Genomic DNA, 13,157 nt, shown 5'->3' with positions numbered 1-13,157 from the left:
ATTCTCAAGGTATATACGTCTGATGTAAAAATGACACCAGACAAAAAAATGACTTATTACATAAATGTAACACTTTTGTTTTACGAATAAAATACCCACAAGCTCTATAAGGACACCAAAATTTTGTACAAATTAATGCCAAATTTATCAATATTAAAAAGAAAAAATTAACTTAAGAATGAGTATTGCGAATGAAAGCAAAAAGCGAGGTGATAAAGGTTAATAACAACAAGCGCTTATATGCCACATATCGTAAAGGGTGGGTGTTATGGCATAAAGTGAAATATATAATGCCATCAATTTTTATCCTAGTTTAAGTAAACTAAATTGATGATAAAAAATGATGACATTTACATTTTAAGGTGGAAGAGCACTCAAAAGTCGCTTATTTCTGCAGCCATTTCCCGGATGAATTTTGAATGAAATGATTTTTATCCGCCGCCGCAATCGCTTTTTTAGCCGCTCTATTGGCAACATCAGTGGTTGAGAGTTTATTTTTTTTAGCTATTTTTTGATAATGTTGTTTACGTTTTGCGTTAACGTCTAACATTAACTGTTTTGCAGCTTTATCATTGACGACTAGGCCTAAATAGCCATTGGTTTGCTCACCAACTAAGCCTTGGCTTTTTGCTTGCTGTAGGGTTAACGCATAAGCATTTGCTGACAATAAAAGCCCTGTTAATAAGGCTATGATGGGTAACTTCATAATGTGATTTCCTTATTAATTAAAATAACTCGTCATTTTCTAAAAGTATGTCGAGCTCTTTATCAATTCTAATAATGATTTCATGCTCGATTTTGACATTGAGGTTTATCTCAATGGGCTTGTCGGGAGGGGCTATTTTGACTGTTGGCGAGCAAGCGCTCATTAACAGACTGCTCGCGCATAAAAGCCAAAGTGTATTAATCGAATGCGTTTTCACTGAGTTGTCCTTTTACTTCACGGATCGTTCGATATCATTTTGCAGTTGGTTGCCAATCTGCGTACTTTTATATAATTGAAATAAGTTCTCTTCATGAGAGTAGTTTAAATGTATTGGCCTTTCAATATCTTGGCTTTGACCTTTCACTTGCACTTTGAGTGAAGCATCCCCATTTTCTGCCATGTCAAAACTACTACTTAGCTGGCTGTACTCTAAATGTTCTAGTGTTTGTACAACAAAATCTAAGTGTGGTTGAGTTGTTCTAATTTGCTCAAGGGCCGGGTTATTTGACACTTGAATTAAGCCTCCTGGTTTCCTTGCTGCCAAGTGTCCACCTGCAATAGTGACTTTACCATCGACTAAGCTTGCTGGTAAAACACCGTCAAAAATACCATTGGCGTAGACACCAACCTGGGGCTGTGCAGCGAGTAACGCTTCTAAGCTAATGCCATTTAAGACAAAGTAACCTTCAGATTTATCGTGTAATTTTAGATAAAACTCAGGCACTAAAAACTCTCCATCTAATAAGTCGCCACTGGCTGTTAAATTAACATCCGTATCGCTAAGCCCGCTAATTTCCTGTAACCAATTATTGGCGGGTATTTCATCATTTTTCCCTAGTGAAACATTGGTTTTTAGTTGAATATTTTCAAGATTAATACCGACGTATGCATCAGCAATATTGAGTTCTGCTTGTTGGCACAACAGACGGCTTTGGCTGTAGGTCGTAGGTTGAATTGGTGTGCTATGTACCTGCTGCCAATTGAATTGACAATTAGCCGTTAAATTCGCGTTGTTAAAATAGTTTTCGTTATATTGTGCATCAAGCTGCGAGACTTGCTGTTCAAATTTCATTTCAAACAAAGACACGCCTTGGCTTTCATTAAGTGCAAAACCAGCCTTAAGCTTGTTATTGCCAGAAATGGATAAGTTTTCGGGGAGCATTTGAGTTTGCTCTAAGGTATTAACAACCGATGCTAACTCGGTATCGACCAGCCATTGACCTGCTAAAGACACTGGCATGTTTTGCTGTGGTAACCGCAGCAAATGATAGCTGGATAAAATTAGTTCATCGAGCTGCCATTGTTCTGAACCTGTTAATAGCTGATGCTGCAGGTTTAAGTGTTGGCTAAGCGATATATCATCAAGTCGCAGTACTTTGTAACGGCGTAATTTTGTTTTGCTTGGAATGAGCTTATCAATTTGAACATCTTGTAACGACCAATTAAGTTGGGTTTGATTTGATTGGGCGAGTAATGTTTCCAGGGTAGACATTTTTGAAGTAGCGCTACCATGGCGATGGTCAGTTTCGTTGATGTTCGAAGAACCCAATAACAAAGCGATATTTTGCGTTGCGTTGATCTCAAATTGGCCTAACTCAACTTCAAAAGTCTCGTTTAGCACTTGTTTGATGTCATTTGTTTTAAATGAAAAACGGTCAAAGCCCAATGCAAAATTGCCAATATTGAGTGTAGATTTTCTAGTAGCTTGGTTTATATCAGTGCTTTGGTTTATATCAGTACTGGTCTCAATAGGCGCTTGAATGTGTTCAATACTTGAAGGTTGCGTAAGCTGCCAATGCAGGCTTTCAAAAGACAATGTCTTTTGTGGCATATAAACATTGAGCTTTTCTGTGTGAATTCCTGACTGAGGCAATAGGGTGACTTTTATTGATTGATTATCAGCTCTGGCGTTTGCAGTAAATTTTATTCTGCTTCCATCAAGTGTAATACGTTTGTCAGAACCGCTAGATTCAGTAGACGTTAATGCTAAGCCCTCACTCAATTCGATTAGTTCAATAGGGTGATGCTGATTCAGGCTGAAATCTAATCTTGAGTTCAGTGTCATTCTATTAAGGGGGGATGAGTTATCGTTTGATGCTGCAGAATTCGCAATTGAGAGGCTGTCCACAGTGAAATCATTGATATCTAATGCTGTTGTGACAGTATCATGCTTCACAAGTAAGCTGGCACTTGTTGGCAAAACGTTGATTACAGATGTGTCATCCAGTGGCATTTCAATGGTTAACGGTTTCTTTAAAGATATAGACCAATCAACAGGTTTGGCCATTTTACTTAGCAATTGGTTAGCGTGAGCTGTGAACGAGGTATCAACGAATTCTGTGCGACTCAACAATGCATTGATATCGGCTAATTGCAGTTGAGTCGTGCGTTGCTGCCAAGTTAAAGGTTGCAGTTCAAAGGTCGTCATAGCGGGCGCTGTATCTGACATTGGCAGATAGTTTATCGAAAAATCGATAGGCGAATCTGAGCTGAATTTAATCCCTGAAAGTAATCGACTGCTAATGAGGGGAAGTGCGTCGCCACTTGATGCTGTTACAGGAATAATCTGATGCTGACTGTTGATTGAACCGTGAATCAAATCAAGTTGTGTATCACTTTGCCAAAGGCCGTTAACATCAATTGCTAATGCATCAATACTAGTGACGAAGTCATCTAATCCAGTTACAAAATCTGATTGCGAAACGGCTGAGTTATTGCCTAAAGCCTCATCAGATGCCATGAGTGTTAACGCACGATTAAACTCAGTCATACTACTAAGTAAGGTATTAAAGTCAGTTTGATGGCTAAGCGTCCACTGTGTTTGAGCGAGTGCCAGTTCAAACGCCAATACCTGCTGTTCCATCAAATTGACTGTTCCAGACAGTACTTGATGTGTATCCGTTTTCTGCAGTGCATCGGTAGTTTTTTTGGCAGATTCCACATGGGTTAACTGCAATTTACTCGTTCGTAGAACTGGGGAAGGAACCTTTTTTTGTAACGACTTAGGTAAATATACACTGATATTGTCGAGTGTTATTTGTGGAATTTGGTTAATGCTCAGACCTATATTATCTGAGTTTTCACCTTGTTCTTGTCGTTTAAAAAAACTGTCCCCTAATGTGACTTGAATATCACGAATGTGCAGCGCATTGATATCTTCAACAGCTAAGGACATATTTTTTAGGGTATGGTAACCATCTTTTAGATCTAACTTGATATCACGAAACTCAATAAAGCTATCTTGATAACGTAATTGCAGCCATGGGAAATATAAGTGATTAAGATCGGTGAGCTTAAATTGGGTTAATTCAGTCAGTTTAACGTCAACATCAATCACTTCGATATTATAGGGCTCAGTTAATGAGTTGATTAAATTTAGTGCAATGGGCCTGAAGTTTTGTTGAAGCAGGACTAAACCTAATGCGATTATAAAAAAGCACAATAAAAATAATCGCTTAACAGTAAAAATTCGAACTGCCATTAGGGTAATGAGTCTTTTAAGGTTTTGATATATTTGAATCAGGAAAGGATAGCATAGCTTAGGTGTAATGGCTCAGTTGTCATTTAGTTAACAATCATTCAATCATTCAATCAACTAATCAACCAATCAACCAATCAACCAATCAACTAATCAACTAATCAATCATTCAATAATGCCTAAACTAACGAACGTAGATTGAGTTTATTAATTCAATCTACGCTCAGTTTACTAACTGAGCTTACAGATTTAGTTTCGTTAAGCTTAGGCAATAATCTTAGAATGTTATTGTAAGCCTGCTTTATACCCAGCGGATGTGTGTCGTGAGTGTGTGGCTTTCACCTGGTGCTAATGACACTTCGTCTTCAAGCACATTGGCTGTTTCATGACATACCATTGTGAGGTAGTCGTTATCGTTAAAGCGGGAGAGTCGCTCGGATTTATCTATCCAAGGGTTCCAAAGCACAGCTGATTGACTGTTTTCACGACTGACTTCAATAGTGCCATTTGGAGTATGGAGCAACTGAGTACTCGCTAAATCGGTATAGACTCTATCCGTTTCACGAGTAAAGCTAACTTCATCTGAATCTTGGCTATATGGTCCTTTACCAAATTCGATATATTTCGCGCCGCTAAAACCTGTAGCAGTTAATTGATGGATATCTTCAATGGGGAAGTAAGTGTGTAAAGCTTGAGTTAGGTTTACAGGGTAATCGGTATTATTTTTATTAACGATACTCACTGACAGTGTTTCACCTAGAGTGAATAACACACTGACTTCAGTATCATGGGGCCAGAACTGTTTGTTGGCTTTGGTAATTTTAAGGGTGAACGTCAAATCAACCAGTTGATCACGCATTTTGACCGATGCTAAAGACCAAATGCTGGTTCTAGCAAAACCATGCTGTGGAAACCCTTCGGTTGGACTGGCTCCGAACCAAGGCCAACATACTGGAATGCCTCCGCGGATCCCATTACCCGGTTGATAGTCATCAGCATTTGATACCCAGAGTAATGGTGCTTTATCTTTTGGTTGGAAATAATCTATTTGTGCGCCTTGAAGAAAAATACTTGCTTGGCACAAGTCAGTATTAACTTCGACATAATCTAAACCGTTTGGGTGTTTTTTAGTGGTAACCGAACCCATAATGCGTTTTCCTTATGTGTGATAACAGAAAAATTTATTCGCTATTAGCTTACAAATTTTTCATCAATATTTTAAGAGGTTAACTCTTTGTTATTACGGTTTTAGTGTTTGAAAAACGACATAAACAAGGGTTATTTATGTCGACCAAAGTGCAGTAAGCGGTTATTGGCTGGCATTTCAACGTCATTGATTAAAGTAAAGGATTGTTGTGCAGCCAAAGCGGTTATCCATTCAATGTCTCTGATCCCGCTCTGAGGGTTATTTTGTTTTAACCATTCATCAAATGACGCATTACTTTCACTACTATATTGGCCTTGATAATTAAAAGGTCCATAAATCACTAGCTGTGCTTTAGGTAAAAGAGCGTTGCCGACACCTTGGAAGAAGGCTTCAACCATAGATTTACTCATGATGTGTAATGTATTGGCACTAAATACACCATCGAGTTGGGCAGAGATCATTTTTACAGGCCAATCAAGCATGACATCTAAACCAAAGGCGGGTAATAAATTTTGAGTTCCGACTAATTCGATGCGGGCATTTAAATGAGTTAAGTAGCTGTTTTGATCACTCGCTTGCCAAGTTAATTGTGGCAGGTTGGCTGCAAAGTGCACACTATGTTGGCCTGTACCACTGCCAATTTCTAATACTTGTTGGTTGTATTGAAAAATGCGTTGTAGCTCAACAAGTATCGGCCCTTTGTTATTTTCACAGGCTTGTGAAAAGGGTAACTGAGAAACATGGTTTAAGATAAGTCTACCTTTTCCATTTCAAGTTGCTGTAGTGCGATAACGGCTTGGGTGCGGTTTCTTACGCCTAGTTTACGAAATATTGCTGTCGCATGGGCTTTAATTGTCGCTTCGGACACACCAAAGTCATAGGCGATTTGCTTGTTAAGTAAACCTTCAGCAAACATCTGTAATACGCGATACTGTTGTGGCGTTAAGTCTGATAATTTGTTGGCCATCTGACTTGTAGGATCATCATCGACTTCAAGGATTTCTGTCCCTTCTGGTAACCAGATGTCACCATAAAGCACAGCATCGAGCGCTTGTTTTAAGGTGTCCATAGAGGCTGATTTAGGAATGAAACCAGAACTACCGTAATGAATCGCACGGCTAATAGTCTGAATATCTTCATGGGCAGAAATAACCACCACTGGAATATCTGGGTAATGGCCTCGTAGGTGAATCAAAGTCGAGTAACCGTGAGAACCCGGCATTTGAAGATCGAGAAGAATCAAATCAAGGTCTGTGGCTTTATCATCAAGAATAGTTTGCAGCGCTTCAGCACTGTCAGCTTCAAACCAATTCGTACCTTGAAAAGCATTATTCAATGCTTGTCTTAGTGCATTACGAAATAAGGGATGGTCATCAGCAATAATTATATTTAAATTTTGTAGCTTCATGGCTTTTTAGTTGTCTTGGTTGCACGTGAAGGTAATTTTAATGTAACAGATAACTTGGTTATCGATCCACGCTAAAGTGCAAGAGTATAACGAAAACAGTTAAATAATATTATGGCTTAGACTTTTGTCTAATAATAAACTTTGAGGTGAAAGTATTGTTCGCTAGAGCAGAAAATACAGGAGTCATGATATGACTCCTGTTGTTTAACGATAAATCTAATTAATGGCAAGTGTAGAAGTATGTTTATAGACTTAAGATTTAATTTCAATATTGTCGTTCAACAGCTCGATGATATCGATGTTGATTCAGTTCAAAGCGATTAAAGTTGTTTGTTGTATTCGACTCTGAATTCACCTTTAGCAAAACGGGTATTTTCATCCCAGTTGGCAAATAGACGTAGGTTTTGTGTCGGAGTAAATTGATAGCTTACCGCAAACTCATGGGTTAATACGCTATCATCGCCTGAAAAACCACTCGATTTAAAGGCTTCAGAACCTGAAATTGCACCCAAGAACATTGGGTTATAGTTCAGCCATATTTTGTCGTTAATTTCAATTTTAGAATACATACCAACAACATAAAAACTGCCATGCATGTCGTAACGGTCGGTAACTCCAGAACCAGTACTACCATCAAATGGCTCACCAACAGCAATACCAGCACCTGCTAATGGATAGAGGTTAACTGGCCCCATTTTTGGTAAAGCTTGAATAAAGCTATAAGATGCGCTGCCTTGGTTAGAAGCGAAATCCCATTGAGCATCAAATTGAGAACCACGGCCATTAGTCAGATCAACACCAAAGTTTCTAAAACGCATAGAGTCAATGGAGTTAGTATCTGATGAACCATTCCAACCGGTTAATTCGCCAGCAAACCCTTTCACTTCAATGATATTCATTCCCATAGTTTCCGGGTTGTTTGTATCATAGGTTTGACCAAGTTTTAAATTAAGTCCAGCATCAGTAATGCCACCGCCAACTTGGGTGTATACCGCTAATGGATCTGACATATCTTGTACTTCTTTCTCGATGACTTCTTCGGCATAAGCACTTGAAGTCATAATACTAATGCTGAGTCCAATGAGTAACTTGTTCATTAATGGCGCCTATTCTAGTAAATAATTTAATTATTACTATGATATAGGCCGCCATAGTTGAACTGAATTGAGCAAAGGTTATTTCGTGTATAACCCTTGGTTCATTATGCTTATTTGCTAATGTAAATTGATATGGTCAGTTAGAGGAGTTCTTTAGCCATGTCTGCTGACTGCCAAACTGGAATAGGGTTTCTGTCTTCATCGACGGCGACAAAAGTAAATACGCCTCGAATCGCATGCTCTCGTAAATCTTGGTACATATCCTCAACGAATATATTCACTTCAACTTTTAATGAAGTATTACCCACATGAATCACTCGCGCGACCAATTCAGCTAAACTGCCAGCGGGAATGGCTTTTTTAAAATCTATTCGATCTGAACTGACCGTCACTAACGCTTTTCGGCAAAAGCGTGTCGCGGCAATAAATGCGGTCTCATCCATCCATGCTAATGCATCACCACCAAATAACGTGTTGTGGTGATTGGTATTTGATGGAAATATCGCTTTGATGACCTTTGCTTCAGATTGCTCAATTCGAGCAGTGATATCTTCAGGAAATGATGGGTTATCTTGTGGTGATACGTTACTTGTAAAGGGCATTCAACTACCTAATTTTATTTTTAGTACTTCTAGTTGGATGGCGGATTATACGTATAACGTCATAAAATAGGTAGTGAAACTCAACACGCCCTAGTCATCACTTAAGGTTAAGTGGGTAAACTTTGAATTATCAGTAAGCACTTTGATGTGTTTTACATTGTGGATTTTGACTGTGACAGGCTGTTGATTCTTGCTTAATTGGCCTTTAATGACCTCTACTTTTTCAATTGATTTACAGGCCGAATCGGACTTTTCCCCGCTAAATCCAGTATCAAAAAACACCCCTTCGATAATAGCGTTATCTTTCATGGTCAACTCTACGCGATATCGGTAAAGGCAGATTATTTCGATGTAATCGTGTAAGTCACATTTAAGCATAAATACTCCGAAAGAATTGTCTGGTCGTTGAATTTCAGTAAAGCTAAATTTAGATGAATATTTAGATTAATATCAGGGGGAGGGAGTGATGAAAATCAATAGTATTAAAATCAACTACAATAAAACAAAGTGCTGCCTAATTTTTTAAGCTAGTACCTTAATAAAACTGAGCTGGTTTGTTGTTCCTGGTGATCAATGGTCAGAATGTATAATCGATTAAACTCAGTTGCTTCCACAATTTCATCTCCTGCAATGCCACCTAATAAACTGACCAGTTCAGGAGTGGTATTACTATGGCCAACAATGAGTATCCGCTGGTGGTGATTGGCTTTTATTGCTGTTGCAAAGTCAGACAATTTGCGTGGGTTATAGCTAGTAATCGTTAATGACTGAACTGATGCTGTTGGCTTTGCGGTATCTTGGGTACGATTATAATCTGTGCTGTAAATGGCATCTAAAGGCACTGATTGAAGCAAATTTGATAAGTTTTGCGCGCGTATTTTGCCTTCAGCTGTGAGGAAAGGGTCATTGCCCGATTCTTTTTCAGCATGTCGAACAAGAAATATCGTTTTGGTTTTAACGTCTGTTAGCTGTTCTGAATTAGTTTTTTTTGTATTGGATATCTCGGCTGCAATTAAACCACTGCTAAACATCAAAATAGCTAAAATAGTGATCAGGCCAAATGTCATCAATAGCCCTGTAAAGTATCTTCGGTTTAATTGTTTTCTATAGTGACTGTCCATCTTGTCCTCCTATGGTTAGGGTTAACTTAATCAGCAAGGTAGTATTCAATCGTTGATACCACTCTAACGCGTTTGATATGTGGATTATTCTTATCGCGATTGCTGATGCTAAATTGACCCTGACTTGCGCGTTTAATTTTTCCTAGTTGGCTATCAGAGTCTTTGGCAAATTTGTCGGCCACTAAACGTGCATTGCGGGTCGACTGTTCTATCATTTGCGGTTTAACTTCATTTAAACGTGTGAAAATATATTCAATTTGTGCGTCGTAATTGTTTTGTGAAAAAACGATACCTTTTTTACCTAGTTGGGTTAACTCCGGCATTGCACTTCGTACTTTTTCAATGTCAGTAGAATACACCGTTATGGTCTGCAATGCGGTGTAGCGGTATTCTACTGTTTGGTTACCACCATATTGCTGCGCTAATTTATCCGTAATAGTAGGCGCGGATTGAGTGACTTCATCAGTTGTGATTTCATTACTGACTAGAAATTGATTAATCAATGCTGTCTGACTATCAATTTGCTCATAAAGCGCCTCTAGACCATTGCTAGCAGCAGTAAATTGAATTGGCCAGATAACGACATCAGCTGGGTATTCGTTTTGAGCAAGCCCTTTAACAGTGACACTTCTATCCAATAACTTGTATTCAATAATCGCTTGTTTCAGTAATAATCCCATCACTGATAAACCAACAAGTAATAACACACCTAAAATAGCGGCACTGGATTTGTTAGTATTGTTCAAGAGGCGCTCCTTTAATTGAATACTATTTTGAATATTATTTTGAATATTATTGCCGAATTGACGATCAAATCATTTAAAAATGAATTCAAAATTAACTGGTTTGTAACAAACATTAGCTAAAGACCATAACGGTAAGTTGACGTGCTCGTCAACTTTTGAGTTAAATTGATTGTTTTGCAGACAAGTTGCAAGGAGGAATTGGTTACAAGCGCTAAGGGAGTAGTCAGTATTAAACACTTAAATAAAAAAGGAGGCTTATAGCCTCCTTTAATCGGTAGTTCAAATTAACCAAAGGTATAATCTAATTGGACCGTTGATTCTGCTTTAACAGGTTTACCATCAACAAACTTTGGGGCATAACGCCATTCTTTCAGCACTTTGATACTTTCAGTTTCAAAAGCTTTACCACCTTTAGATGTTAATATTTCTGGATTGATGACAAAACCTTGTTCATCAACGGTAAAGCTAAGCTGTACCATGCCCTCAGTGCGACGTTTAGCTTTAGATTGCGGAAATTTAGGATTTACGCGGTAAATAGGGGTTTGCTGCTGATCAGGGCTCCAAGGCTTCATGCTGCCAATGGCAATGCAATGTTCAGTGGCTTGTTCTGTCTCATCTCGTTGGCTATATAGGGAGACTAGTTTAGCGTGTGAGGCTAACTCATAAGGATGAGAATATTCGAGGCGTTCATATTGATTGATGACTTCTAATAATTCAGCTTCGGCTTTGTCATATTTTTTATCTGCAAAATATACTGCTGCACTGTCGTATCTCGCGTTTACTAATACGGCAGCATCGTTGGGAAGGTTCTCACTGTAAATTTGTTTCGCTTTTAAAATATACCGGCGCACAGAGGGCTTGTCGTATTTAGAATTAATCAATTTGGCAAAACTGGCTGACAAGGTATGTGCATAAAGAATTGGCTTGTCGCTGTCTTGCGCTATGTCACGAGCCTCAGATAACAGAGATTTAGCCAGTTTTATATCTTTAGTTTTGTCTGCATAGGTGAGTAAAGGGTCAATAATTTCAATACTTTCATCGCCATAGTGAGATTTGTACAAATCAAGTGTCAAATCAAAATAGGGTTGCGACTCACTATCTTGCTTATTTTCTGCTAGTGCAATGGCAAGGTTAAAGCTTAAGTTTGCCGTATCTATACTGTCTTTGCCGTATAGTTTTTTACCCAGGTCAAATGCTTGTTGTGCTGATAATACCGTTTGTTGTTTATCGCCAGCAGTCACTGCTTGATTATAGGCTTGGTAAGCTTGGGTGAAATCCTGAGAAGAGGCAAAGGTGTATGTCGAGAAACATAAGCATCCTGCTAATAGGCTGATACAGGCTAATTGAGAGCCAGACTTAATCATAACAAATCCTTTTGATATTTCATTTTGTAGTTTAATTTTCAAAGCTTAATCACATCAGCTTTAGATAACAACATAATTTACTTAGTCATTTATGTGACCATTTATTTTGGCATTCTGTAATTTATTGCAATTTCGAAGAAGTTAACAATAATTATTGATACTGGAACAAGCGTGACAGTTAAACGCGTTGTACTTCAAGGAAGAATTATGTCAGTGGTGGGAAACCTATTCTCTGAGTCAATAACCCTCAATGATTCGTTATCTTATTGGCGAAGAATTATATTCAATCGAATATTTGGTTTATTAGCTATTATTTGCATCCCCGTATACTTCACAAGTGTGTACTTGTGTATTCAATCTGATCTTTTATTAATGGCGGTTTTTGACACCATAGTGTATGCCATTTTACTGTTTATTATTTGGGATAATAAACTCAGTGACAGAAGACGATTTTTAATTGGTTGCGGTTTATCTTACTGTATAGGTGTAGGTTTTTTAATCGCTATTGGCCCAAGCGGAGCAGGCTTCTTTTGGCTGTTTATGTTCCCGCCGTTGACCTGTATTTTACTTGGTAGTCAGGCCAGTAAGTTTGCCCAAATATTTAATTTTATTTCTCTGATACTTTTGGGTGCGGCATTTTATCTTGATTGGCATATATGGCCAGATATTGAAGGTTACAGCGTGGTTATTTGGTTGGTAGTGGTGATTAATTTTGTTGCTACCAATGCGATTGTGACAATGTCTACGGCGTTTTTACTGGATAAATTATCTAACTCTTTAGAAAGTACATTAACGTCAAGAAGAGCGACAGTGATTGGCTTAGCTAAGTTGGCAGAATACCGAGACAATGAAACAGGTGCGCATTTATTGAGAATGCAGCAATATGCTTCTATGTTGGCGAAACAAAGATACAGTGAGCGTGATGCCCCTGACGAGTTAACGCTCTCATTTATTGAGGAAATAACCCTATCATCGGTACTTCATGATATTGGTAAAGTCGGCATTGCGGATGCTATTTTACTTAAACCTGGAAGATTAACACCTGAAGAGTTCGAACAAATTAAAGCGCACCCAGTAATAGGCTCGTCTGTTCTTGAAAGTATTACTCGCTACGCGCCAGATTGTAATTTTATCAAGATGGGCAGTGATATAGCTGGAGGACATCATGAAAAATGGGATGGTAGTGGTTACCCGAAAGGGCTTGCAGGCGATGATATTCCGCTGTCTGCTCGTATTGTGGCGCTAGTTGACGTGTATGATGCGTTAACGTCCCCAAGATGCTATAAAAAACCGTTTAGTCATCAAGATGCTGTTGGGTTAATTCTTGAAGGAAAAGGGAAGCATTTTGATCCGAAGTTGGTTGAGAGCTTTATGACAATTAATCATTTATTTAAAAAATTATCACTCATCTCAATTGAAGAAGAACAGTCATCTGCTCTTTTGGTTTGAATGAATGGTAGGTCATGGTTAACGAGTGATACAAAAAGA

13 protein-coding genes are annotated in these 13,157 nt (G+C 38.4%); 1 reads left to right on the top strand and 12 read right to left on the bottom strand.

Annotated features, from left to right (window positions below; all coding sequences use genetic code 11):
* Positions 1-385: 385 nt before the first annotated feature.
* From Q4600_RS03265 to Q4600_RS03210, 12 genes are all read right to left on the bottom strand, one after another.
* Positions 386-706: a YdbL family protein gene (locus Q4600_RS03265; protein ID WP_102528170.1), complete on the bottom strand. Its 321-nt coding sequence runs from the start codon at positions 704-706 to the stop codon at positions 386-388.
* Between the two features lie 19 nt (positions 707-725).
* Entirely contained in the window at positions 726-869 is a 144-nt protein-coding gene (locus tag Q4600_RS03260; protein WP_303514490.1) for a YnbE family lipoprotein, read from the bottom strand.
* 66 nt (positions 870-935) lie between these two features.
* Complete coding sequence (locus Q4600_RS03255) at positions 936-4,187, bottom strand: YdbH domain-containing protein (RefSeq protein ID WP_303514259.1); 3,252 nt, start codon at positions 4,185-4,187, stop codon at positions 936-938.
* 298 nt (positions 4,188-4,485) lie between these two features.
* Positions 4,486-5,331 (bottom strand): D-hexose-6-phosphate mutarotase, encoded by an 846-nt coding sequence (locus Q4600_RS03250; protein WP_303514262.1) that lies wholly within the window; start codon positions 5,329-5,331, stop codon positions 4,486-4,488.
* Positions 5,332-5,462: 131 nt separating this feature from the next.
* A complete protein-coding gene (locus tag Q4600_RS03245) occupies positions 5,463-6,083 on the bottom strand; it encodes a DUF938 domain-containing protein (protein WP_303514492.1) in 621 nt (206 codons plus the stop codon).
* The gene (locus Q4600_RS03240; RefSeq protein WP_102528166.1) at positions 6,077-6,739 is read right to left on the bottom strand and encodes a response regulator transcription factor; all 663 of its coding nucleotides are present in this window, start codon (positions 6,737-6,739) and stop codon (positions 6,077-6,079) included. Before Q4600_RS03240 ends, Q4600_RS03245 begins: the two co-directional genes overlap by 7 nt.
* A gap of 320 nt (positions 6,740-7,059) precedes the next feature.
* Positions 7,060-7,836 carry a hypothetical protein gene (locus Q4600_RS03235; protein WP_303514267.1) on the bottom strand — a complete coding sequence of 259 codons (777 nt, stop codon included), beginning with the start codon at positions 7,834-7,836 and terminating at the stop codon, positions 7,060-7,062.
* A 140-nt stretch (positions 7,837-7,976) separates the two neighbouring features.
* Positions 7,977-8,438, bottom strand: coding sequence for an acyl-CoA thioesterase (locus tag Q4600_RS03230; protein WP_102528165.1), 462 nt, complete (start codon positions 8,436-8,438; stop codon positions 7,977-7,979).
* 90 nt (positions 8,439-8,528) lie between these two features.
* On the bottom strand, positions 8,529-8,816 hold the full coding sequence (locus tag Q4600_RS03225) for a Rho-binding antiterminator (RefSeq protein ID WP_303514270.1): 288 nt from the start codon (positions 8,814-8,816) through the stop codon (positions 8,529-8,531).
* A 149-nt stretch (positions 8,817-8,965) separates the two neighbouring features.
* Positions 8,966-9,559, bottom strand: coding sequence for a histidine phosphatase family protein (locus tag Q4600_RS03220; RefSeq protein WP_102528163.1), 594 nt, complete (start codon positions 9,557-9,559; stop codon positions 8,966-8,968).
* A 26-nt stretch (positions 9,560-9,585) separates the two neighbouring features.
* Entirely contained in the window at positions 9,586-10,305 is a 720-nt protein-coding gene (locus Q4600_RS03215; RefSeq protein WP_229369005.1) for an SIMPL domain-containing protein, read from the bottom strand.
* 284 nt (positions 10,306-10,589) lie between these two features.
* A complete protein-coding gene (locus Q4600_RS03210; RefSeq protein WP_303514273.1) occupies positions 10,590-11,669 on the bottom strand; it encodes a TonB family protein in 1,080 nt (359 codons plus the stop codon).
* A gap of 207 nt (positions 11,670-11,876) precedes the next feature.
* Between Q4600_RS03210 and Q4600_RS03205 the strand changes: the two genes are divergently transcribed.
* Positions 11,877-13,118, top strand: coding sequence for an HD-GYP domain-containing protein (locus Q4600_RS03205; protein WP_368501602.1), 1,242 nt, complete (start codon positions 11,877-11,879; stop codon positions 13,116-13,118).
* Positions 13,119-13,157: the final 39 nt, after the last annotated feature.

The sequence above is a fragment of the Shewanella sp. 2_MG-2023 genome (assembly GCF_030548905.1).
In the GTDB taxonomy this organism is placed as follows: Bacteria; Pseudomonadota; Gammaproteobacteria; order Enterobacterales; family Shewanellaceae; genus Shewanella; species Shewanella electrodiphila.
The sequence above is the reverse complement of the archived record's forward strand: the minus strand, read 5'-3'. Positions and strand labels throughout refer to the sequence as shown.

What these genes read in the sequence shown, in the direction of transcription:
- Q4600_RS03230 (WP_102528165.1), bottom strand. Translation starts at nt 8,438, where the DNA reads ATGCCCTTTACAAGTAACGTATCACCACAAGATAACCCATCATTTCCT.
- Q4600_RS03220 (WP_102528163.1), bottom strand. Translation starts at nt 9,559, where the DNA reads ATGGACAGTCACTATAGAAAACAATTAAACCGAAGATACTTTACAGGG.
- Q4600_RS03235 (WP_303514267.1), bottom strand. Translation starts at nt 7,836, where the DNA reads ATGAACAAGTTACTCATTGGACTCAGCATTAGTATTATGACTTCAAGT.
- Q4600_RS03205 (WP_368501602.1), top strand. Translation starts at nt 11,877, where the DNA reads ATGTCAGTGGTGGGAAACCTATTCTCTGAGTCAATAACCCTCAATGAT.
- Q4600_RS03255 (WP_303514259.1), bottom strand. Translation starts at nt 4,187, where the DNA reads ATGGCAGTTCGAATTTTTACTGTTAAGCGATTATTTTTATTGTGCTTT.
- Q4600_RS03265 (WP_102528170.1), bottom strand. Translation starts at nt 706, where the DNA reads ATGAAGTTACCCATCATAGCCTTATTAACAGGGCTTTTATTGTCAGCA.
- Q4600_RS03225 (WP_303514270.1), bottom strand. Translation starts at nt 8,816, where the DNA reads ATGCTTAAATGTGACTTACACGATTACATCGAAATAATCTGCCTTTAC.
- Q4600_RS03240 (WP_102528166.1), bottom strand. Translation starts at nt 6,739, where the DNA reads ATGAAGCTACAAAATTTAAATATAATTATTGCTGATGACCATCCCTTA.
- Q4600_RS03210 (WP_303514273.1), bottom strand. Translation starts at nt 11,669, where the DNA reads ATGATTAAGTCTGGCTCTCAATTAGCCTGTATCAGCCTATTAGCAGGA.
- Q4600_RS03250 (WP_303514262.1), bottom strand. Translation starts at nt 5,331, where the DNA reads ATGGGTTCGGTTACCACTAAAAAACACCCAAACGGTTTAGATTATGTC.
- Q4600_RS03260 (WP_303514490.1), bottom strand. Translation starts at nt 869, where the DNA reads ATGAGCGCTTGCTCGCCAACAGTCAAAATAGCCCCTCCCGACAAGCCC.